Source organism: Paraburkholderia bengalensis (genome assembly GCF_037126505.1).
Classification (GTDB): domain Bacteria; phylum Pseudomonadota; class Gammaproteobacteria; order Burkholderiales; family Burkholderiaceae; genus Paraburkholderia; species Paraburkholderia bengalensis.
Window position 1 is genome coordinate 1 of sequence record NZ_JACFYJ010000016.1, and the last position, 21,044, is coordinate 21,044.

20 protein-coding genes are annotated in these 21,044 nt (G+C 62.5%); 6 read left to right on the forward strand and 14 right to left on the reverse strand.

Features of this window, described 5'->3' with window-relative positions; translation table 11 throughout:
• Window positions 1-95 (reverse strand): hypothetical protein (locus tag H3V53_RS12290; RefSeq protein WP_336598229.1); only part of this gene is annotated, 95 nt, incomplete at its 3' end.
• Between the two features lie 546 nt (window positions 96-641).
• On the opposite strand from H3V53_RS12290, the gene H3V53_RS12295 reads away from it, so the two are divergent.
• Window positions 642-1,745: an OpgC domain-containing protein gene (locus tag H3V53_RS12295; protein WP_336598140.1), complete on the forward strand. Its 1,104-nt coding sequence runs from the start codon at window positions 642-644 to the stop codon at window positions 1,743-1,745.
• 56 nt (window positions 1,746-1,801) lie between these two features.
• Here H3V53_RS12295 and H3V53_RS12300 read toward each other — a convergent pair whose 3' ends face one another.
• Complete coding sequence (locus H3V53_RS12300) at window positions 1,802-2,887, reverse strand: AI-2E family transporter (RefSeq protein ID WP_336598141.1); 1,086 nt, start codon at window positions 2,885-2,887, stop codon at window positions 1,802-1,804.
• 13 nt (window positions 2,888-2,900) lie between these two features.
• Between H3V53_RS12300 and H3V53_RS12305 the strand changes: the two genes are divergently transcribed.
• Together H3V53_RS12305 and H3V53_RS12310 are read left to right on the forward strand one after the other, a co-directional pair.
• A complete protein-coding gene (locus H3V53_RS12305) occupies window positions 2,901-3,062 on the forward strand; it encodes a hypothetical protein (RefSeq protein ID WP_336598142.1) in 162 nt (53 codons plus the stop codon).
• Window positions 3,063-3,279: 217 nt separating this feature from the next.
• A complete protein-coding gene (locus H3V53_RS12310) occupies window positions 3,280-3,567 on the forward strand; it encodes a DUF3331 domain-containing protein (protein ID WP_054920950.1) in 288 nt (95 codons plus the stop codon).
• Window positions 3,568-3,686: 119 nt separating this feature from the next.
• On the opposite strand, the gene H3V53_RS12315 is transcribed toward H3V53_RS12310, so the two are convergent.
• From H3V53_RS12315 to H3V53_RS12335, 5 genes are all read right to left on the reverse strand, one after another.
• Window positions 3,687-4,631 carry an alpha/beta hydrolase gene (locus tag H3V53_RS12315; protein ID WP_336598143.1) on the reverse strand — a complete coding sequence of 315 codons (945 nt, stop codon included), beginning with the start codon at window positions 4,629-4,631 and terminating at the stop codon, window positions 3,687-3,689.
• Between the two features lie 47 nt (window positions 4,632-4,678).
• Window positions 4,679-5,170, reverse strand: a complete 492-nt coding sequence (locus H3V53_RS12320; RefSeq protein WP_336598144.1) for a thioesterase family protein — start codon at window positions 5,168-5,170, stop codon at window positions 4,679-4,681.
• A 107-nt stretch (window positions 5,171-5,277) separates the two neighbouring features.
• Window positions 5,278-6,243 carry an L-carnitine dehydrogenase gene (locus H3V53_RS12325; RefSeq protein WP_336598145.1) on the reverse strand — a complete coding sequence of 322 codons (966 nt, stop codon included), beginning with the start codon at window positions 6,241-6,243 and terminating at the stop codon, window positions 5,278-5,280.
• A gap of 31 nt (window positions 6,244-6,274) precedes the next feature.
• Window positions 6,275-7,204, reverse strand: a complete 930-nt coding sequence (gene cdhC / locus H3V53_RS12330; protein ID WP_336598146.1) for a 3-dehydrocarnitine:acetyl-CoA trimethylamine transferase CdhC — start codon at window positions 7,202-7,204, stop codon at window positions 6,275-6,277.
• 92 nt (window positions 7,205-7,296) lie between these two features.
• Window positions 7,297-8,247 (reverse strand): choline ABC transporter substrate-binding protein, encoded by a 951-nt coding sequence (locus tag H3V53_RS12335; RefSeq protein WP_054920943.1) that lies wholly within the window; start codon window positions 8,245-8,247, stop codon window positions 7,297-7,299.
• A gap of 326 nt (window positions 8,248-8,573) precedes the next feature.
• Between H3V53_RS12335 and H3V53_RS12340 the strand changes: the two genes are divergently transcribed.
• The gene (locus H3V53_RS12340; protein ID WP_336598147.1) at window positions 8,574-9,566 is read left to right on the forward strand and encodes a GlxA family transcriptional regulator; all 993 of its coding nucleotides are present in this window, start codon (window positions 8,574-8,576) and stop codon (window positions 9,564-9,566) included.
• Between the two features lie 55 nt (window positions 9,567-9,621).
• Here the strand turns inward: H3V53_RS12340 and H3V53_RS12345 are convergent, their stop codons facing one another.
• From H3V53_RS12345 to betC, 3 genes are all read right to left on the reverse strand, one after another.
• Window positions 9,622-10,764: a porin gene (locus tag H3V53_RS12345; RefSeq protein ID WP_054920940.1), complete on the reverse strand. Its 1,143-nt coding sequence runs from the start codon at window positions 10,762-10,764 to the stop codon at window positions 9,622-9,624.
• Window positions 10,765-10,986: 222 nt separating this feature from the next.
• Window positions 10,987-11,892: a choline ABC transporter substrate-binding protein gene (locus tag H3V53_RS12350; protein ID WP_336598230.1), complete on the reverse strand. Its 906-nt coding sequence runs from the start codon at window positions 11,890-11,892 to the stop codon at window positions 10,987-10,989.
• A 100-nt stretch (window positions 11,893-11,992) separates the two neighbouring features.
• Complete coding sequence (gene betC / locus H3V53_RS12355; RefSeq protein WP_336598148.1) at window positions 11,993-13,534, reverse strand: choline-sulfatase; 1,542 nt, start codon at window positions 13,532-13,534, stop codon at window positions 11,993-11,995.
• A 133-nt stretch (window positions 13,535-13,667) separates the two neighbouring features.
• On the opposite strand from betC, the gene H3V53_RS12360 reads away from it, so the two are divergent.
• Together H3V53_RS12360 and purU are read left to right on the forward strand one after the other, a co-directional pair.
• Complete coding sequence (locus H3V53_RS12360; protein ID WP_336598149.1) at window positions 13,668-14,606, forward strand: choline sulfate utilization transcriptional regulator; 939 nt, start codon at window positions 13,668-13,670, stop codon at window positions 14,604-14,606.
• A 147-nt stretch (window positions 14,607-14,753) separates the two neighbouring features.
• Window positions 14,754-15,632 (forward strand): formyltetrahydrofolate deformylase, encoded by an 879-nt coding sequence (gene purU / locus H3V53_RS12365; RefSeq protein ID WP_336598150.1) that lies wholly within the window; start codon window positions 14,754-14,756, stop codon window positions 15,630-15,632.
• A 64-nt stretch (window positions 15,633-15,696) separates the two neighbouring features.
• Here purU and H3V53_RS12370 read toward each other — a convergent pair whose 3' ends face one another.
• The 4 genes from H3V53_RS12370 to H3V53_RS12385 form a co-directional block, all read right to left on the reverse strand.
• Window positions 15,697-17,352 (reverse strand): trimethylamine N-oxide permease, encoded by a 1,656-nt coding sequence (locus H3V53_RS12370; protein WP_336598151.1) that lies wholly within the window; start codon window positions 17,350-17,352, stop codon window positions 15,697-15,699.
• Window positions 17,353-17,484: 132 nt separating this feature from the next.
• Window positions 17,485-18,354, reverse strand: coding sequence for a glycine betaine ABC transporter substrate-binding protein (locus H3V53_RS12375; protein WP_336598152.1), 870 nt, complete (start codon window positions 18,352-18,354; stop codon window positions 17,485-17,487).
• 180 nt (window positions 18,355-18,534) lie between these two features.
• Window positions 18,535-19,692, reverse strand: a complete 1,158-nt coding sequence (locus tag H3V53_RS12380) for an FAD-binding oxidoreductase (protein WP_336598153.1) — start codon at window positions 19,690-19,692, stop codon at window positions 18,535-18,537.
• 61 nt (window positions 19,693-19,753) lie between these two features.
• Window positions 19,754-21,034 (reverse strand): aromatic ring-hydroxylating oxygenase subunit alpha, encoded by a 1,281-nt coding sequence (locus H3V53_RS12385; protein ID WP_336598154.1) that lies wholly within the window; start codon window positions 21,032-21,034, stop codon window positions 19,754-19,756.
• Between the last annotated feature and the right edge of the window lie 10 nt (window positions 21,035-21,044).

Below are 21,044 nucleotides of genomic sequence, written 5' to 3' on the forward strand. Positions count from 1 at the left end.
TCGACGTCCAGACAGAAGACGTCGTTGCCGACCTCGGCCAGACATGCGCCCGTGACGAGACCTACGTAACCCGTGCCGATAATGGTGATTTTCATACGCGCCTAGCTATTCCTTGCGTCCAACGCGACGTGATGCTCAGAAGCACGCTGCTCGCCAAAGTGCCGCGCCTTGACGCGCGAAAATCCGGTTGGTCTTCGCTTCGCCTCAGTTGCCCCATGCGAAGCAAGACGGGAGGACTGACTTCGCCAACCCGCCTCCAAAGACCCGCAAGCATACGAACCCACCCACCACCCTTCCCGCCAATACCCGAACCGTTTTCGCCACACCCGTCTCATATTCGAGCCCAAACACCACGCACGCCGGCCACTCTTTCCAGCAAAAACACAATTAGGGGGAACTCTAAAGAGATAACGTCGGTCAACATGGGGTCGTGTGGCGATTCCACGTCCGGTCTCTATGCTGCAAACCTGATAGAAACCGTCACGAACCACCGCTGCGCTACCGCGCCAAAGCCCTCACGCGCATACCGCAGGGACAGCGACCAGCGCGGCAGCCACAAAGCCCCATTCCCGCCTCCCGAGCCCGCGCTGCGCATCACCCGCGCACCGTCTCGCGGAGGCGTTTTCACCCCAAAAAAGCGCATGCAGGCATCGAAAACCCGTCTGATCGAACTGGACTTCTTCCGAGGGCTGGTTCTTCTCTTCATCGTGGTCGACCACATCGGCGGCAGCATTGTGTCGCGGGCGACGCTGCACGCGTACGCGCTGTGCGACGCAGCCGAAGTCTTCGTCTTTCTCGGCGGTTTCGCGACGGCTACCGCCTACGCGTCGCTAGCCCGAAAGCAGACCGAGGCCGACGCGCGCAACCGCTTCTTCAAGCGATCGCTCGAGTTGTATAGGGCGTTTCTGATCACCGCGGTTCTGATGCTGGTAGTAAGCGCTGTGATGAGCGCGTTCAGCATCGACGCGCCCAACATGGCCACAACCGATCTCGACGACATGATGGACACGCCCACGTCCGTCATGCGCGACATCCTGCTGTTCCGCCGCCAGCCCTACCTCGCCTCGGTCCTGCCCATGTACGCGTTTTTCGCGTTCGCGGTGCCCGCCGTGCTGCCGCTCGCGCGCAGTAAGCCGTGGTGGCTGCTCGCGGGCAGTCTCGCGGTGTGGTCGATTGCGCCGTGGATGCTGCCGCATCTGCCCGTCGCCGAAGACGCGCAATGGGACTTCAACCCGTTCGCCTGGCAGTTGATGTTCGTGCTCGGCGTGATCGCGCAGACGCAGCCCGTCTATCAGCGCGCAAGCGCGCATCGTTACGGCTGGCTGCTGACGGCATTGGCCTGCGCAATCGTCGCGGCGGCAGCGTGGTTCAAGCTGTTCGGCGAGGTAGCGCCGCTCGACAGCAGCCTGAAGCAGAACCTGTCGTGGATGCGCGCAGTGAATTTCCTCGCGATCGCGTGGCTGGCGGCGAATATGGTGCGCCTCGGCTGGGCGAGCGCGCTTGCTCGACGCTTGCCGTGGATCGGGCTCGTCGGCCGCAAGGGGCTGTTGTGCTTCGTCGCGGGCACGGTGATTTCGCTCGTCGTCGATTCACTGCTGTACACCGCGACGGGTGGCTATCTGAATGTGCCGCTTGGTCTTGCCGCCGACGCCGTCGCGATCGGCTCGCTGATCGCAGTGGCGAAGGCGTCCGCCCCCGTCACCCGCATGTTGACGTTGCGCCTGCGCGGATCACGTGCCGCCTGAGCGCGCCATCGCGCGAGCCTCGCTTCAAGCGCGCTCGGCATTTCTGGAAAGCACGGTTACCCCTCGACGTACTCGGACCACAGCACCATCAGCACCGTCATCAGCGCGGGCCCGATGAAGAGGCCGAGCAGCCCGAACGTCTCCGCGCCGCCGAGAATCCCGAACAGCACCAGCAGGAAAGGCAGCCGCGCGGAACTGCCGATCAGCACCGGCCGCACGAAGTGCTCGGCGACGAACACGACGATGAAGCCGAACACGGCCACGCAGATCGCCGGAACCACGGCTCCCTGCACCAGAAAAAGCCACAGCGCGGCGCCGCAGAAGACGATCGGTGCGCAGAACGGCAGCATCGCGGCGATCGCTGTCACGAATCCGAGCAACGCCGCGTGCGGCACACCCGTCAGCATGTACGCGACGAGCAGCAGCGCGCCCTCGCCGAATCCGACCACCACGAGGCCCGACACCGTGCCGCGCACAGCCGCCGCCATCCGCTCGGCGAGGTGCATCACGTCGTAGCCGAATGCGCGCCGCACGCCCTCCATCACCGAGCACGACAGGCGCGGGCCCGCCTGAAAGATCACAAACAGCGTCACGAGCATGAAGCCGAACAGCATCAGCGCATGCGCGGCGCGCGCACCGAAGTGACGGCCGAACGTCACCACCGCGCCGCCGTGCAAGCCTTTCATCGCGGGCGAGTCGCGCAACGGCTGCGCGAGATTGTCCTGCCACCAGCTCTCCAGCTGCGTCGCGCCGAACGGCAGATGGTCAACGAACTCCGGCACGGGAATGCCGTTTTCCTGCACGCCGCGCGCCCATTCGATCACCTCGTGCGCCTCGGCTCCCGCTTGCGCGATCGCAATACCAACAGGCAGCAGGAACAGCAAGCCAATCGCGATGGTCAGCACGGTCGCGATCAGCGTCGTGCGTCCCTTGAACAGCCTATGCTCCTCGATGCGGTGAAAGGCCGGCCACAGCGCAATCGCAATCACGCACGCCCACGCGATGGCAGGGACGAAGTCGCGGATAACCCAGACGGCCAACGCCACCATCGCGGCGTACAGCGTGACCGACGCGATGCGCTGCGCCTTGCGGCGATTCGGCAGCTCGGCCTCGGATGGAACGTCGGGCGGGCGTTGATTCATGAGACCTCATGTAATGGATTCGATGCGCGTTTTGACAATAGCGCGTCGCGACGTCGATGTCGAAACAGGCGCCTCGCGCTGGGCGAGCATTCGCAATGCCACCGCGCGCCAGCGCGGCCGGGCGCTTGCGGCGTTCAAGGCGCTCATCTTAATGGATGACAGTCGCCCCCGTTGACTCGCCGTCGGTCCTGCCCTCTTATTCCTTCCATACAACAGTTCGTTGCAAATTTGCACGTAATTACAACAACAGCCCGGAAATCCGCTTTTTACCGTTCGTGTATATGCCGACTTCCCAATTATTGCGAAAAACGGAACAGTGTTTCTACGCAGGCACAATGGCTCTCACGCGCGCGCGGGACTACATTCGGCACACCACAACTACGGAGCCGACCATGACGACATTGGAGTGTTTACCGTTGATGGGCGCCAACGGGTTGCGCATCGAGATTCTGGAGCACTCTGACGAGACGCTGGTGATCCGCTGGATCGAACCCGGGCGCTGCCATTACGGCGAGCAGCGCTGGCGCCTTCGCTCGGCGCACACGTCGGGCACCTGTGCCGTCTCGCGCCGCAAGATCCGTCGCGGCGACGCCGTGTTCAAGCCGGCCGAACGCCCCGCTCCCGCCAATGCATCGGCGATGATCGCAGCCGAAGTACTCGAAAGCGCGCTGGCGGCATAACCCGCATAACCCGCATAACCAGCGTTTCCGGCAACAATCGGACAATCGGACAATCGGAGTCCAGGCTTTCGATAAGAAAATGCGCACCAAGGGTATCGATACAGCGGGCGTTGCAACGCTCAGCGTGCTGCCTGCTCCGTGAGAAAGCGACACACCGTGCGGTGCATCCATTGCGCGCCCGGACTTGTCGCGAGCGCGCGCCATGCTCCATGCACGAGGCCAACGCCGATGGGCGCCTGCGCGTGCCCGCCGGCTGCGCGGATACGCTCGGCGAAGACCCGCGCGTCATCGCGCAACGGATCATGTTCGACACCGATGGCAAGCGTCGGCGGCAATGCATCATAGCGTGATGCTTCGAGCGGACGCGTCCATGCGTGCTCATTGCCCGTGCCCGCAGAGCTACCCCAATACAGCGAGGCGTAGCGCCGCACATCGGCGAGCGTGAGCATCGGTGCGTTCGCTTCGGAATCGCGCGCGGGCAATTGCGGCTCCCGGCCGAGCATCGGATAGACGAGCGCGACGCCTCGCACGCCCGGCGTCCCTTCATCGCGCAAGCGAATCGCGACGCTCGCCGCCAGTGTGGCGCCCGCGCTGTCGCCCGCCAGTTGCAGCGAGCGCGGCAGCGGCCCGAACGGCAAGCGCCCTTCGAGCGCCGCACGCGTGACGGCAAGACAATCGTCGTGCGCGGCCGGCGCCGGATACTCGGGCGCCAGCCGGTAATCGACGGCCACCACGCACAAGCCCGTATCCGCCGCGATGCGCGCAGTGATCAGATCGTGGCTCGCAATCGAGCCGACCACAAAGCCTCCGCCATGAAAATACAGGACGGTGCCGGGCGACCGCGCGCGGCCAGCGGGCGCGTACAGCCGCAGCATCAGCCCATGCCCCTGCGGCGCGATGAAACGCGCGTCGTGAGTCTCCACGCCCTCGGGACGCGGCGGCGTCAGCGCTGCCGCGAAGCGCTCATACATGCTGCGCTGTTGGGCCAGCGTGGCCGACGGGCGCGCGTCCGGATAAAGCGCTTTCGCCCGTTCGACGAAGGCAGCAATCTCAGGTTCGAGCATCGCGGGGCGTGCCTTGGGGACGGTTCATCTGCGCGACTCGCTGCACATCACGTGCGCGTCGGCCGGGGCAAGCCGATCACTCGCCCCGCGAAGCCCGCGGCTGGCAGCGATGCCTGCGCATCGACGAGCGCGCGCACCCGAGCCGCGACATCGTCGTCGAATACGGCCGCGCGAGGTCCGCTCGTATCGACATGCAGCAGCATCTGCTCGCCCGCCGCAACGGGTTCGTCGCGATCGTCGGCGAACATTTCGAGGTACAGGTGCATCCGCTTCGCATCGTGCGCGAGCACGCGCATCTGCACCTGCACCTTCGCGCCCTCCTTGATCTCGTGCAGATAGTTGATGTGCGCCTCCAGCGTGTAGATCGAGCGGCCGCGCGCCTTGCGTACGCTGTCGTCAAGGCCGATCGCGTCGATCAGCGCGTCGGTCGCGAAGCTGAAAATCAGCATGTAGAACGCGTCGCGCAAATGGCCGTTGTAGTCGACCCACTCGGCGCGAACGATGTCCTGATACGCGGGCAACTGCGCGTGTCGCGGCATGGCGAATGTCTCCGTCGCTTGAATCCGGGTTTGCATGTGGCTTTGAACAAGCTCGCGCGCGCGACGTGTCATGTCGACACGCACGCGCATACGGATAGTACGCCGCCTTACTCGTCGGCACGCAAGCCGTGCCGCGCTTTTGTCTGCGCGATCGCGGACAGCACGTTGGTGATGCACTCGTCGCGATACCTTTCGAGCTGCTTGATCGAGCGCGCGCCGACCTGCTCCGATGTCCCGTCCACCACGCGATCGATCAGTTGATCGGTCAGTTTCGGCGCAACGAGTTTCGTCCACGGCAATTCCAGTGCGGGCCCGAACTGCTGCATGAAATGGCGCATCCCCGCGTCGCCGCCTGCGAGCGTATAGGTGAGGAACGTGCCCATGAACGACCAGCGGATGCCCGCGCCGAAGCGTATCGCGTCGTCGATCTCGCCCGTGGTCGCCACGCCTTCATCGACGAGGTGCAGCGCCTCGCGCCATAACGCCTCGAGCAGGCGGTCGGCGATGAACCCGGGCACTTCCTTGCGCACATGCAGCGGCCGCATGTCGAGCGAGCGGTAGATACCCAGCGCGGCATCGATCGTGGCGGGCGACGTCTGCGCGCCGCCCAGCACTTCAACGAGCGGCAACAGATACACGGGATTGAACGGATGTCCGACGATGCACCTTTGCGGATGCAGCGCACGCGCATAGAAATCGCTGGGCAAAAGACCCGACGTCGATGATGCGATGATTGCATCCGGCTTGGCCGCGCGACTGATCTGCTCGTGCAACGCAAGCTTGAGCGACTCCCGTTCGGGCGCGCTTTCCTGAATGAAATCGGCGTCGCACACGCACGCTTCGATGGTCTGCACGAAGCGCAAGCGCTCTTGCGATGCGCCGGGTGCGAGCCCGACGCGCTCGAGCGCCGGCCACGCATTCGCGACGTTGTCGCGCAACTGCTTTTCCGCACCCGGCGCCGGGTCCCACGCGATGACGTCGAGCCCGTGCGCAAGCGCCCGCGCTACCCAGCCGCTGCCTATCACGCCCGCGCCAATCGCTGCAAATGTCTTGATGTCGGTGATCACTGCCATTGCCGATGATCCTCTTGAGTTGTGTGAACCGTCACGCGTATTGTTCGACTGCGCGCCGTTCGAGCAGACGTTCGCCGCGCGCGGGCAAGCCGAGCTTCTTGCGGCCTTCGGCGGGCGTCAGGGCACGGCCGCCAAGCCGCTCGATGATCTCGATCGCACGCGCTACCAGCGAGCCATTGCTCGCGGGCACGCCCCGGTCGAGCCAGATGTTGTCTTCGAGCCCGACGCGTACATGTCCGCCGAGCAGCATCGCCTGCGCAACCATCGGCATCTGCATGCGGCCGATACCGAAGCCCGCCCATTGCGCGCCCGGCGGCAGGTTGTCGACCATCGCCTTCATCGTCGTTGTATCGGCGGGCGCGCCCCACGGAATGCCCAGACAGAGTTGGAACAGCGGCGGCGCATCGAGCAGGCCTTCCTTGAGCAATTGCTTCGCGAACCACAGGTGGCCTGTGTCGAAGATCTCCAGTTCCGGCTTCACGCCGAGTGCCTGAATGCGCTTTGCTCCCGCGCGCAATTGAGCGGGCGTCGACACGTAGATGTAGTCGCCGTCGCCGAAATTGAGCGTGCCGCAATCGAGCGTGCAGATCTCGGGCAACAGTTCTTCGACATGCGCAAGCCGCGTCAGGCCGCCGACGAGATCGGTGTTCGCGCCGAAGCGCATCGGCTCTTCGCCCGGACCGATTTCGAGGTCGCCGCCCATGCCCGCTGTCAGATTGATGATGACGTCCGTATCGGCTGAGCGAATGCGATCGACGACTTCACGATACAGATTCGGATCACGGCTGCCGCGCCCCGTCTTCGGATCACGCACGTGGCAATGCGCGACGGTTGCGCCTGCCTTTGCGGCTTCGATGGCGGCATCGGCAATCTGTTTGGGCGTGACGGGAATGGCGGGATGCTTGCCGACGGTGTCGCCTGCGCCCGTGACGGCGCAGGTCACGATAACTTCATGGTTCATGCGTGCAATTCCTGTAAGCGGTTTTCGATCTGAAGAGTCGCAATGAAAAAGTACTCTCTGGTGCTTTGAAACACGGCGCCAGGTGAAGAGCGTTAGAGGCCGAGATACGCCTTCACTGCGGGTAATCCGTCCTTGCCGTCATATGTCTTGACACCTGCAAGCCATTCGTCGAGTACTTGCGGATTCTTTTTCAAATAGGCTTTCGCAGCGTCAGCCGGTTTGTCCTTGTTCATTACCGACTGCATCACCACGTTCTCGATCTGCGTCGTAAAGCGCAGGTTGCTGATCAGCTTGCCCGCATTCGGGCAGCGCGTCAGAAAGTCCGGCGACGTCAGCGTATAGACGCGCGCTTCGCCATCGTTGGGACCGAATACGCCTTCGCTGCCGGTCAGATATTTCATGTCAATCTGAATGTTCATCGGATGCGGCTGCCAGCCGAGAAACACCACCCATTTCTTGTCGCGCACCGCCCGCTCGACGGTGACGAGCATGCCCGCTTCACTTGACTCAATCAGCTTGAATCCGCCAAGGCCGAACTGGTTCGTGGCGATCATCTTCTGAATAGCCGCGTTCGCGCTGCTGCCAGGCTCGATGCCATAGATCTTCCCGTCGAGCTCCGCACGATGTTTGGCGATATCCGCGAACGTCTTCAGGCCCGCGTCGTACGCATAGGTCGGCACCGCGAACGTCGCCTTCGCGCCCGTCAGATTGGGCGGCTGCAATACGTTGATGGATTTCGACTCGACGAACGGCGTAATCGCTTTTTCCTGCACGGGCCACCAATACCCGAGCGACACGTCGAGCTGCTTGCTCTTCAGGCCCGCAAACGAAATGGGCACGGACGCGACCGTCGTCACCGGCTGATAGCCGAGTCCCTCGAATACCGTCGATGCGAGCGCGGTTGTCGATGTGATATCGGTCCAGCCGATATCCGCGAAATGAACCGCGCGGCAGCTCGCCGGGTCTTGCGCAAGCGCGGGCAACGACAGCGCCGACAGAAGTCCGGCAACGCATGCCGTCACAGCCTGGATGAACAACTTCATGACGATCCCCTTCGACACAATTCGATATGTTTCTGAACGCCCGCGGGCGGCTGATCAAACGGAGAAAACGGAGAAACCGAATACGATGCGAGTGCGTTAAAGGTACAAATCCATATTGCCGGCAAATCGACCGCCAGCGACCCGTTTTTGCTTGCGTGCGACCATACGGGAAAACCATCATGCGGGCCTTGCGTGCCGTGCCCGTGCGATTTGTGCACTGCGCCATGCGCGCCCGGCATTTTTGTCGGCTTGCCGCATTGCATACCCCTTGCTACGCTCGCCGGATTCGACGAATCCGGCCAAGCCGACATCCAGACAATCCAGCGATGCCCGAAGATTTTTCGTTTCTGCTGCTGCCGGGCTTCTCGGCCATCGGCTTCATGTCGGCCATCGAGCCCTTGCGGGTGGCGAACCGCTTTCGCGAGAATCTGTATCGCTGGCATATCCTGAGCGTGGACGGCGCGCCCGTGGCCGCAAGCAACGGCATTTCGATCAACGCAGAAGCCGCCTTCGCCGACATCGATCACGCGCAAACGGTATTCATCGTCGCGGGCTTCGATCCCCTCGCATGCCATAGCCGCGCGCTCGGCGACTGGCTCAAGCGCCTTGACCGCGCGCACGCCACGCTCGGCGGCATCGATACGGGCGCGTTCATCCTTGCGGAAGCGGGACTATTGCGCGCGACGGACAGTGTCACGCTGCACTGGGAAGCGCTGTCCGCGTTTCGCGAGCGCTACCCTTCTGTGACGGCCAGCGATGAACTGTTCGAAATCGGCGCGCGCCGCATCACCTGCGCGGGCGGCACCGCTTCTATCGACATGATGCTCGACCTGATCTCGCGCAGCCACGGCGCGGCGCTGGCCGCATCGATCTCGGAGCAGTTCGTGCTCAGCCGTATCCGGCAACGGTCGGACCATCAGCGCATGGAAATCGCCGCACGATACGGCGTGCACAATCGCAAGCTGATTCAGGTGATCGGCGTGATGGAACAGAACATGGAAGAACCGCTGGCGCCCACCGATCTCGCGCAGGAGATCGGCGTGACGCGCAGACAGCTCGAGCGGCTTTTCTGCTCGGCGCTCAACGACACGCCGACGCATTTCTATCTGCAGTTGCGGCTCGATCGGGCGCGCGAACTGCTGCAGCAAACCGACATGTCGATTACGGCGATTTGCGTCGCATGTGGGTTCGAATCGCCATCGCACTTTTCGCGCACCTATCGCGCGAGGTTTGGTGCAAGCCCCAGACATGATCGCAGTCCGCTGCGAATCCATGCCGCGGGCGCCGCTCGTTCGACCTCGGAGGCCAACATTCGTTGAAGTGATACCGGGTTAGCGCCGCCGTTCACGCGCGACGCCAACCTCTTCGCAGCAATCAGAACGAATGGCGCATGCCGATCCGCACATCCGCTTGGGTCGTAGTCGTGGACGGCGTGAAGCTATAGCCGATCACTGCGTCGACGCCACTCGACGCCTTCAAATAGTCGCCTGAAATATAGACATCCGTGCGCTTGGATAGCAGATAGTGCGCGCCGAGCGAACCCTGATTCCAGTGGTGCCCTTCGAAGTTCGTGTACTGATACCCGCCGATGAGGCTGAACGCCGGTGTCACTTGCCAGTTCGCGCCGCCCTCGCCGACCTTCATGTGCGACGTCACGCCAAGCCCCTTGATGGTCGTGTAGCTGAAGTTGCCCATCAGCGTCACGTCGCCGATCGCATAGCTGCTGCCGATGCCGAACGTGCCCTGCTTGTCGACGGGAAACGGCGTGCTCGAATAGAGATCGGTTCGCGCACCGGTGGCGGGATCGACCGTGACCGTCTGCTGGCCCAAAAAGGTGTGGACGCCGAGCATCGCGTAGGGATCGAATGCGTAAATGCCGTGAGGGTTGTTCAATTGCGTATAGGCCGTCCCCGCCGTGAACGGGCCGTTTGCATAATGCGCACCGACGCTCCACGCGCTGTCCTGATGGAAATTGCCCGCCACATTGCCGAATGAGTACATGCCGCCAAACATGAAGCCGGCGAATTCATTCGACAGGAACTTCACCGAATTGGGCAAACGGTCGCCGTTGAAGCGGTCGAAGTCGCCCTGGTGAATGGCATAGCCGCTCGCCCACGCGGACACGTTGTAGAGGTACACCATCTCTTCCGTCATATCGAGCTGATTGCCCAACGACAGCGTTCCCCATTGATTCTTCAGCCCCACATAAGCCTGACGGCCGAATAGCGTGCTGCCGAAACCCAACTGACCATTGCCGAGATGAAAGCCGTTTTCAAGCACGAAAACCGCCTGCAGTCCGCCACCGAGATCTTCCGTTCCCTTGATGCCAAAGCGGTTGCCATAGGAAATGCCGTCGTCGAACTTCACGACGTGCGCTCCGCCTGTGTTGTTGACCCACGTAAGGCCCGCGTCGATGACGCCGTACAACGTGACGCTGCTTTGTGCGTGACTCGCTCCGGAAACACCTGCGAGCGCGAGTGCGACGCCCGTCAATGCTGCGGCATTCAGCTTTTTCATTTGTATCGTTCTCTCTTGCCTGGCTATCTGGGTATAGGGATGCGAATCGCACTGTCGGGCATGTGCAAATCGCACGGCGATTGATGCACAGTACAAATCCATTTTTCTTCTAACTCGACCAAAACCGACATGCTTTGGTCTGCCAGCGACACGACGTATAAAAGAAAAGCGCGCGGGCTTCCTTCAGCGCCGCGCGCTCTTTTCATGCCGAACAAATGCGATTTAACGAATGCCGAGTTGCACTTGCACGGCTTGCAAACCATCTGCACCGCTCGTCGTCGTCACGCCTTTGAGCCATGCATTGAGTAACGCGGGATTTCCTTTAAGCGCATTTTGCGCCGCCGCATTGATGTCCATTTTGTTTTGCAGAACATTCGCAATGATCTGGTTTTCCAGATCGACATTGAACGTCAGTTGTTGAAAGAGCTTTGCCAGGTTCGTGCACTGCCCGGCGAAACCGGGCCGTGTCACGGTGTTTACCGTTGCTCCGCCGTAGTTGGGTCCAAAGTACGCGTCGCCGCCGGACAGGTACGTCAAGTGGAATTTCGTGTTCATCAAATGCGGCTCCCACGCGAGAAACACGATCCATTGCTTGTCGCGCACCGCACGCTCCACTTGCGTCAGCATGCCCGTTTCGCTCGACTCGACGATCTTCCAGTCGCCGAGCCCGAATGCCTTGTCGGCAATCATCTTCTTGATGTTCTGGTTTGCGGGGGCGCCAGGCTCGATGCCGTAGATCCTGTCGTTGAACTGGTCCGCATGCTTGGCGAGATCCGCGAAAGTATGGATGCCTGCTGCCGCCACATAGTCCGGCACGGCGAGCGTGAACTTAGCGTTTGTCAGATTGGCGTGCAATACGTCGATCGAATGCTCATCGACGAATGGCTTCACGAGCGGCCCCTGTGCAGGCATCCAGTTGCCGAGAAACACGTCGATTTGCCCTTTTTTCAGGCCCTGATATGTGATCGGCACCGACAGGTTAGAGACGTTCTGCTGATAGCCTAGCGCTTTCAGCAGCACGCCCGTTACGGCATTTGTCGCGTCGATGTCCGTCCAGCCGGGATCGGCCATGCGAACCTGCATACAGCTTTGCGGCTCCGCCGCAATGGCTTGTCCCGTCAACGCCATGCTCAACGCGGAAAATATCAGCGCAGCACTGGCAAGCGATTTTCTCTGGCGTGGTCCCATCGTAAGCTCCCGTATCGAGGTGTCTTTCATTGCCCGTCGTTTACCGCACGCCCGCACGCGGATAGCGCGCCATGGCTTCCAGCGTATCAAGTTCGATGTGGTTGCGCATATAGCGCTGGCTCGCGTCGCTGAACGGCTGCCAGTCCCATGCGCGGATCGTGCCTTGCGTGGTCGCTTCGAAATGAAATCGGCGACGACGCTGGCTTGCGAGCACCGCGCGATGCAGCGCCGCAATATCCCAGCGCTGCGCGATCTCGTTGCGAAATGCGCCAACCAACGCAGCACACGCCGGATCTTTGGCAAGATTCACTTGTTCGTGCGGGTCGTTCGCGAGGTTGTAAAGCTGATCCGGATCGACAGGCGTATGAATGAATTTGTACTGCCCGCGGCGAATCATGATCATCGGCGCAATAGCGCCTTCCGCGAAGTACTCGACAATCGCTTCGTCGTGCCCGCCGTCGTCTTGCAGATGCGGCACGAGGCTGCGTCCATCGACGGGGTCGGGCCATTCGGAGCGCCGCGTGCCCGTCGCGATCTCGGCGAGGGTCGGCAGAAGATCGACGTGCGACACAGAGGCCGCCACGCGATGCGCACGGTAGTGCTTCGGCGCATGCACGATCAACGGCACGCGCACGCCGCCTTCGAAACAGGTCATCTTGTACCAGAGTCCACGTTCGCCGAGCATTTCACCGTGATCCGACGTGACGATGACGATCGTATCGTCGGCAAGGCCCGTTGTCTTTAGCGTGTCGAGAATCGCGCCGAATTGCGCATCGACATACGACAACGCGCCGTAGTACGCACGACGTGCATGCCGGACCTGCTGCTCGGTAGGCGGCGTCCGATCGGCTTCGTAGACATCGCGCAGCCGCTGCGAATGCGGATCGCTCTGCTCGCGCGTCAGCGTGACATGCGGCATGTCGATCTCATCGTCGCGGTAAAGATCCCAATACGGCTGCGTGATCGCATACGGATCATGCGGATGCGTCAACGACGCCACCATGCAGAACGGCCGCGCATCGCCGCCCGCCGCGCGCTCGCGCACGATGTCGTAAAGCTTCTGGCGAGTCGTATAAGTCACCTCGTCGTCGAAGTCCAACTGGTTCGTGCGTACGCACGGGCCCGCGTCCAGCACGGAACTCATGTTGTGATACCAGCTAGGGCGCACGTCGGGTCGATCCCAGTCCGGCACCCATCCAAAGTCCGCCGGATAGATGTCAGTCGTCAGCCGCTCCTCGAATCCGTGCAACTGGTCCGGGCCGCAGAAATGCATCTTGCCCGACAGAATCGTCCGATAACCCGCGGCGCGCAGATAGTGCGCGAACGTCAGCGTTTGCGCGGGAAATTCGGCCGCGTTATCGTAAGCACCGATTGCAGCCGGCCACTTGCCCGCCATCATCGAGAAACGCGCGGGCGCGCACAGCGGGCTTGCGCAATAGGCGGAGTCGAACACGACGCCTTCTTGCGCGAGCGCATCGATGCACGGCGTCAGCGAAACCTGATTGCCGTACGCGCGCAGCGCAAACGGCGTCATCTGGTCGGCCATCAGGATAAGGATATTCTGCTTTGTTTGAAGGCTCATAAGCGGGGCGGATTAGAATCGTACGGTTACGCTTCGATGCGCGGCATGGCAGAGACGGCCGCACGCTTCACTATTGCCGCTCATTAAACCGTTGTGAAGGCGGTATGCGCTTATCGGCCCATAAGGGAATGTTATGCCGGCACCAGATCGTCTTCCGCCCATGCAAACGCTATCGGCCTTCGAATCGGCCGCGCGCCTCGCGAGCTTCACGGCCGCCGCGCGCGAGTTGGGCTCGACGCAGCCGGCCGTGAGCCAGCGTATCGTGCAACTCGAAGAAGACCTGGGCGCGCCGCTGTTCGAACGCGGGCATCGCGGCGTCACGCTCACGCCCGAAGGCGCCCTGCTCTACGAAGCCGTGCGCCACGGCCTCGGCATGATCCGCGAAGCGACGGCCGACATACGCGCGCGCCGCGCCACGGGCGCCCTGACGATCCTCACCGACGCGGGCTTCGCCACCTACTGGCTGATGCCGCGCCTCGCGCGCCTGAAGGAGTCGATGCCCGGCGTCAACGTGAAAATCGTTACGTCGCAACTCGGCTATGATCCGCACCGCGATCACGCCGACATCGCCATTGCGTTCGGCGACGGTCACTGGCCACCGTGTACGTCGACGCGTCTTTTTGCCGAAGCCGTCACGCCCGTCTGCTCGCCCGCGCTGCGCGACCTGCACCCGCGCGTGAGCCGCGCTGCCGATCTCACGACGCTGCCGCTGCTGCATGTGCAGCCAACGGAGCCCGAACGCTGGCTCGCGTGGCATACGTGGTTCGCCGCGCACGATCTGGCCGCGCCGGAAGAAAGCGAGGGGATGATGTTCAACAGCTATTCGCTCGTCGTGCAGGCCGCGCTGATGGGCCAAGGCGTCGCGCTCGGCTGGACGCCGCTGATCGACGAACTCGTCGCCTCGGGGCAGCTGGTGCGCCTGCTCGACACGCCCGTGACGACGGCGCGCGGCTACTACCTCGTCTGTCCGCCCGCGCGCCCCGCGCCCGCCGCCGTGCCGCTTTTCAGGCGCTGGCTGTTTGGCGAACTGCGCGACGATCTGACCGACATCGGCGAGCACGCGCACGCCTGACGCTCCCGTACCAGTCGCACGGCGCATCGATTCTATGCGCGCGCAAATTGGGGTGATTAACTTGATCATCCCGCTTGCCGTGCGGGCGCGCCGTCGTGCGTCCTGCAAGGCCATGCGGGCATCCCAATCGAAACACAGAGGACTTGCATGCCCGCCACCGATCGCCCCCATCAGTTCGTGCTGACTCTTTCGTGCCCGAGCGCGGCCGGCCAGGTCGCCGCCGTTGTCGGCTTTCTCGACCGGCACCATGGCTATATCGACGAGCTGACCGTTTTCGACGACGACATCAGCGAGCGCTTTTTCGTACGCTGCGTATTTCATGGCGTGGCGAAGGCGCCCGAAGCGGCGTTGCAGATCGACACGCTGCGGCACGAGTTTCGCCCCATCGCCGCCGATTTCGACATGACGTGGGCCATGCACGACCTCGACACGCGTCCCAAAGTGCTGATCATGGTGTCGAAGCTCGAGCATTGTCTCGCCGACCTGCTGTTCCGCTGGCGCATGGGCGAGCTGAAGATGGACATCGTGGGCATTGCGTCGAACCATCCGGATTTCGCGCCGCTTGCCGCGCAGCACGATTTGCCGTTCCATCATCTGCCCATCACGCCCGACACGAAGCAGCAGCAGGAATCGCAGATTCTCGACCTGTTCGAATCGAGCGGCGCGGAACTGATGATCCTCGCGCGCTACATGCAGATTCTGTCCGATGAAACGAGCCGCAAGCTGGCGGGCCGCGCGATCAACATTCACCACTCGTTTCTGCCCGGCTTCAAGGGCGCGCGTCCCTATCATCAGGCGCACGCGCGCGGCGTCAAGCTGATCGGCGCAACCGCGCACTTCGTCACCGACGATCTCGACGAAGGCCCCATCATCGAGCAGGAAGTGCAGCGCGTCGATCACTCGTATGGTCCGGAGCGCATGCTGGCCGTGGGCCGCGACGTCGAATGCATCACGCTGGCGCGCGCGGTGAAGGCATTCGTCGAGCGGCGCGTGTTCATCAACGGCGACCGGACAGTCGTGCTCTGACCTCTCTCTGCCGCCGCGCGCACAGGCTTTGCGAACGCGGCGGCAGTACGTCACTGCCTGCAGATCAAAGAAACGGTCTCGCCAGATCGTGCGAGAACCACACGACGAACACGGCCAGCAACAATGCGCCGTATGGCAACAGGCCGCGCAGTCCGGCGGGCCGTTTGCCGCCTTGCCACTCCATGTCCTGCGCCATGCGCACCGGAAAGCGCCCACGGTCCTGCCAGTAGTGGCGGAACATGAACACGGGCACGATCAGCAGCATCGCAATGAGCCCGTTGCGCATCGTGCCCGCGCCTTGCATGTCCGCGCCCGCCCCGATAAACGCGAGGTTGAGGTAGCCGCACAGCGCGCCCGCCCCGAGCAGCCACGCCGGGCAGCGGAACGGGCGATCCGCGTTCGCGCGATCGAGCCGATGAATCCAGCCCGATTGCAGGTTCAGGAACACGAAGATCATGTAGCAGACGTTCGAAATCGACAGCACCGTCATGTAGTCGGACATCAGCAGCAGAACGAGGTTGAAGCCGAGATCCGTCCACATCGCGCGTGTCGGCGCGCCGTGCTCGTTGACGTGCGACAGATACTTCGGCAGCCAGCCATCCAGCGACGCCTGATAAAGCGTGCGCGACGAACCCATCATCGATGTCATCACGATGAGCAGGATAGTCAGCATCAGCATGATCACGACGACGTCGAACACGATCGCGCTGCCGCCCACCATATGCGCCATCGCGGCCGCCACGCCCGTGCCGTCGGCGATCTTCGGATCGAGCATGCCCTTCGTGCCAAGCACGCCCTGGAACGCGAGCGGCACGAGCGTCATGATGATCAGGCACGCGAAGCCCGACCAGAAGATGGCCTTGACGGTATCGGTGCGCGGATTGCGGAACTCGCGCGTGTAGCAGACGGCCGTTTCAAAACCATAGGCGGCCCAGCCCGCCATGAACATCGCGCCGCATGCCATCGTGATGGCTGCGCCATTCCACGAGCCGAACGTCGATGCCGTCACGTTGCCCTGCGCGTCGTGTCCGAGCGGCAACAGCGGCCAGAGATGCGCGGCGGGAACGTCGCCCGTCACGAACGGCACGATGCCGACGATCAGCAGCGGCGCAAGCGACGCGATACCGAGAATGCGTTGCGTCTTCGCGGCTTTCGACGCCCCGCTATGCTGAAGCTTGAATGTGATCAACAGAAAGATCGCCGCGACAATGAACGTCGCGTTGATGCGCAGCGTGAGTCCCGGCTTGATGAAGCCCAGGTCGAACAGCGTCAGGCGCCACGTGTTGATGGCGGCATCGGGCGCGTAGAGACTGCCGAGTGCGTAATTCGCCGCGAGGCCCGTACCGAGCGCGAGCATCGGCGACCACGCAAGCCAGTTGCACCACACGGAAACCGGCGCGATCGTCTTGCTGTAACGCACCCATGCCATCGCGCCATACACGGACGCACCGCCCGACTTGTGCGGAAAAAGCCCTGAAATCTCAGCGTAAGTCGCGCTCTGGATCAGGCCCATCAACACGGCCGCGACCCAGATGGCCCATGCGGGTTGCCCGATCGTCGCCGATACGCCGCCGATCGTGAACAGCACGCCGCCTGGCACGCCGCTCGTTACCCAGAATGCGTCTTTCCATGTGAGGCCGCGTTGCAGCGAATGGCCCTCATGGGCGGCGCCCTCGTTTGCGCCTTCGATACTGCGCGTGCGCAGTCTTGCCTGATCCATCCAGAGTCTCCCTGTTGAGAGCCTGCGCGCTGAATGGAGCACGAACAACCGGATACGGCAGCGATGCGAAGGCGCGCGCAGCGCCTTCACATCGCCATGTTACGTTCGACCGAACGCGTGACAGAAGGACGGTTATTGTGCTCCACCCACCCAGCTGTTCACGCGGTCGCCGTGGGCGGCGATCCATGATCCGGCTGCGTCGGCAGGCTTGGCGCCGTTCTCCGTCGCCAGCATCACGCTGTCGATTTCGCCCGGCTTCCATTGAAATTTCTTCAGAAACGCGACCACTTGCGGCGCCTTCGTATCCAGACCCGGATTGACGACGCTATCGACGTGCTCGGATTCGCCGTACACCTTCTTCGGGTCTTCGAGGAACTTCAGCTTCCACTTCGCAAACATCCAGTGCGGCACCCAACCCGTGACGATCACGGGTTTATTCGCATTCATCGAGCGAGCCAGTTCCGCCGTCATTGCACTGCCCGAACTCGGCATCAGCTGATAATCGAGGTTGTAGGCCTTGATGGCTTCCGATGTTTTCTTCATCACGCCCGCGCCCGCATCGATCCCGACAATCCGGCCGGAAAAGTCCGCCTTATGCGCCTGCAGGTCCGAGATGCTTTTTTCGGGGACGTCGGCGGGCACGATCAGGCCGATCTTGGCGTCGGTGTAGTTCGCGCCCAGATCCTGCACCTTGCCCTTGAACTGATCCCAGTACGCGCCGTGGGTGACGGGCAGCCAGGCCGACAGCGTCGCGTCAAGATCGCCGCGCGCGACGCCCTGCCACATGATGCCAGCGGCAACGGGCACGAGTTGCACCGGATAGCCCAGGCGCTTTTCGATGATCTGCGCAGCGACGTTCGACGTCGCGACGCTGTCGTCCCAGCCTTCGACGTAGCCGATCTTGATCGTCGGTTTCGTGTCCGCTACCGCGATACCCGTTCCCACTGCACTCATTGCTGCGAGCAGCGCCCCGCACAACATCAGTTTTTTCAGGTGCTTCATGGTCGATCTCCTTGTGGCCGCGTGCCGCGGTGTGACTTTAGAATCGCTAGCCAGAATGCATAGGGTGGTCGCGTTTGCGACGTCTATTTGTCTGTATGCGACGGGGCGCTGCGTTTGCTCTGCGGACAAGTACGGTTGCCGTTCGCGCTCAATGCAAACACGAGCGAATGACGAGCCGAGTCACTTATCGACGACGAGGTCGCTCAGTGGCTTGCTGCAACACAGCAGCACCATGCCCTGATCGATTTCGCGCTGACGGATACCGCCGTTGTGCTTCATCTCGACTTGCCCCGACACCAGCTTCACCTTGCATGTCCCGCACATGCCCTGCGTGCACGAAGCAGGCAACCGCACGCCGGACTGGCGCGCCGCGTCGAGCACATGCTGGGACGAGCCGCATTCGATCGTGCGATTGCTCCTGGAAAAGCTCACCGCAAAGGTCTGCGCGCCGTTTGCATGGCCCGTTTGCGCATGCTTCTCCGCTTCCAGCACCTGCGCCGCGACCTCGGGCTCGGTTTGCGTCAGCGTTTCGAACGAGAAGCTTTCCTCGTGATATTGCTTGCGATCGAAACCCGCTTCGTCGAGCAGGTCGCGCACCGCCTTCATGTAAGGCGCCGGACCGCATGTGAAGATCTCGCGCTCCATGAAATCCGGCGCGATCAGCTTCAGCAGCGGCAGCGTGAGAAAGCCGGTGATGCCCGGCCAGTTGGTGCGATTGCCAAGCCGCTCGCAGACGAACGACGTCCTGAAGTTCGCCTGGTTCGATGCGATCAGATCGAGTTCGCGCGAGAAGATGATGTCGTCGGGCGAGCGCGCGCTGTGCACGAATACGATGTCGCGGTCTTCGCTGAGTTCGTGATGCGCGCGGCTCATCGACATCAGCGGCGTGATGCCCGAACCCGCGGACAGAAACAGATACTTGCGCGCGGGATGCCGCGCGCAGGTGAACTCGCCCGCCGGCCCCAGCACGCGCACGCGCGCGCCGGGCTGCAGGTTGTCGTGCAGCCAGTTCGATACCTTGCCGCCCGGCACGCGCTTGACCGTGATCGAAATGGTATGCGGGCGCGTCGGCGAGGAAGAGATCGTGTAGCAGCGGTTGATCGTCTCGCCTTCGATATCGAGTTCCAGTGTGATGAACTGGCCGGGCTCGAACGCAAACGCACGGCCTTCCGGCGAACGGAAGAAAAAGCTCTTCACGTCGTGCGTTTCCTGTCGGACCTGACAGCAGACGAGTGCTTCCTCGACATCGCTCGTCCAGCGCGCCGGCAACGCGCTCCAGAACTCGGGCTTCGTCAGCCGGCTTTCGGCAGGTTCGAAGGTTGCTGCATCGCGCATCATTGCTTGCTCCACATGCCGCCAGGCATCCGGTTGGGGTTGATCAGTGCGGCTGTCCGACGCCTCAAACGGCCTTGATATTGATCGTGCGCGGCTGCGCTGTCTCGCCTTCGAGATGGGCATCGAGACGCCGCACATACCAGTCGCTGAACTTCTCGACGAGCCCTTCCGTGTACGGCGAATACGGACCCGGCTCATACGCGCTGCTCGCGGCACCCGCCTGCGAGTACTCGACGAGCGCGCGGTCCTGATCGTTGGTCGCATTCCACACGGCCGTCAGGTTCTTCACGTCGTAATCGATGCCCTCTTGCGCGTCCTTATGCACCAGCCATTTCGTGCGCACGAGCGTTTCGCCCGCCGATAGCGGAATCACCGAGAACGTCACGATGTGATCGCTCATGAAGTGATGCCACGAGTTCGGCTGCGTCCAGAACGACAGCCCGCCCAGGTCGGCACGCGTAAATTCGCCCAGCAGCTTTTTCGACGCGACATTCGCGTCGAGCGTCTGCGATTCGCCGCTGCGATCGAGCGGCAGGCGTTGCGTGCGAAAACCCGTCACATCCGACAGACGGTCGATCTCCACCGAAGGCAGATTCATCTCTTCCCACTCTTTCGCGCGCTCGATGCAGGTGCGCTCGAACGCGTCCATGCCGTCCGCGTTCGCGGGCGAACGCTGATAGCCGAAGCCGTATTCGTAGAGCGAGATGGTCAGCTCCGGATGGTTCGCGACGCAGTGGTAGCACTCGCGGTTGTTTTCCATCGTGAGCTTCCAGTTGCCTTTCTCGATGATGTCGATCTGCGCGGCAATCTTGCAGTTCGGCAGATCGTGCGGCAGCAGATACGGTTCCATCGCGGCGCGCATCACGGCGAAATCGACAGGCGGCCGCTCGGCGAGGCACACGAAAATCAGGCCCGCGAGGTTCTCGACGTGCACGCTCTTCAGACTGTGCTTGCAGCGGTCGAACTGCTCGCCCATGTGCTCGGCGAACATCAGCTCGCCCGACAGGTTGTACGTCCAGCTGTGATACGGGCAGACGATATTGCCGACGGTGCCCTTGTCTTCGTTGCACAGGCGTGCGCCGCGATGACGACACACGTTGTGAAATGCGCGCACCTGCATGTCGTCGTCGCGCACGATCAGGATCGAGTCGTGCCCCAGTTCGACGGTCACGTAATCGCCCGGCTCGGGGACGTCCGGCTCGACGGCGACCTGAATCCAGTGCTGACGGAAAATCGCGTCCATATCGAGCGCAAAAACCTCCTCGCTCAGATAGAACGGTGCTTCGAGGCTGTAACCTTTCTTGCGCCGGTCGACCAGCGCGCGAATGTCTGCCGATACTTTCATGTGTGCTCCG

Bases quoted from the DNA above. Each gene is read 5' to 3' on its own strand.
- H3V53_RS12295 (WP_336598140.1), top strand. From the start codon at position 642: ATGCAGGCATCGAAAACCCGTCTGATCGAACTGGACTTCTTCCGAGGG.
- H3V53_RS12305 (WP_336598142.1), top strand. From the start codon at position 2,901: ATGGATTCGATGCGCGTTTTGACAATAGCGCGTCGCGACGTCGATGTC.
- betC (WP_336598148.1), bottom strand. From the start codon at position 13,534: ATGAGCCTTCAAACAAAGCAGAATATCCTTATCCTGATGGCCGACCAG.
- H3V53_RS12335 (WP_054920943.1), bottom strand. From the start codon at position 8,247: ATGAAGTTGTTCATCCAGGCTGTGACGGCATGCGTTGCCGGACTTCTG.
- cdhC (WP_336598146.1), bottom strand. From the start codon at position 7,204: ATGAACCATGAAGTTATCGTGACCTGCGCCGTCACGGGCGCAGGCGAC.
- H3V53_RS12360 (WP_336598149.1), top strand. From the start codon at position 13,668: ATGCCGGCACCAGATCGTCTTCCGCCCATGCAAACGCTATCGGCCTTC.
- H3V53_RS12375 (WP_336598152.1), bottom strand. From the start codon at position 18,354: ATGAAGCACCTGAAAAAACTGATGTTGTGCGGGGCGCTGCTCGCAGCA.
- H3V53_RS12350 (WP_336598230.1), bottom strand. From the start codon at position 11,892: ATGGCGTTGACGGGACAAGCCATTGCGGCGGAGCCGCAAAGCTGTATG.
- H3V53_RS12300 (WP_336598141.1), bottom strand. From the start codon at position 2,887: ATGAATCAACGCCCGCCCGACGTTCCATCCGAGGCCGAGCTGCCGAAT.
- H3V53_RS12325 (WP_336598145.1), bottom strand. From the start codon at position 6,243: ATGGCAGTGATCACCGACATCAAGACATTTGCAGCGATTGGCGCGGGC.
- H3V53_RS12380 (WP_336598153.1), bottom strand. From the start codon at position 19,692: ATGATGCGCGATGCAGCAACCTTCGAACCTGCCGAAAGCCGGCTGACG.
- H3V53_RS12340 (WP_336598147.1), top strand. From the start codon at position 8,574: ATGCCCGAAGATTTTTCGTTTCTGCTGCTGCCGGGCTTCTCGGCCATC.
- H3V53_RS12320 (WP_336598144.1), bottom strand. From the start codon at position 5,170: ATGCCGCGACACGCGCAGTTGCCCGCGTATCAGGACATCGTTCGCGCC.
- H3V53_RS12370 (WP_336598151.1), bottom strand. From the start codon at position 17,352: ATGGATCAGGCAAGACTGCGCACGCGCAGTATCGAAGGCGCAAACGAG.
- H3V53_RS12385 (WP_336598154.1), bottom strand. From the start codon at position 21,034: ATGAAAGTATCGGCAGACATTCGCGCGCTGGTCGACCGGCGCAAGAAA.
- H3V53_RS12345 (WP_054920940.1), bottom strand. From the start codon at position 10,764: ATGAAAAAGCTGAATGCCGCAGCATTGACGGGCGTCGCACTCGCGCTC.
- H3V53_RS12315 (WP_336598143.1), bottom strand. From the start codon at position 4,631: ATGCTCGAACCTGAGATTGCTGCCTTCGTCGAACGGGCGAAAGCGCTT.
- purU (WP_336598150.1), top strand. From the start codon at position 14,754: ATGCCCGCCACCGATCGCCCCCATCAGTTCGTGCTGACTCTTTCGTGC.
- H3V53_RS12310 (WP_054920950.1), top strand. From the start codon at position 3,280: ATGACGACATTGGAGTGTTTACCGTTGATGGGCGCCAACGGGTTGCGC.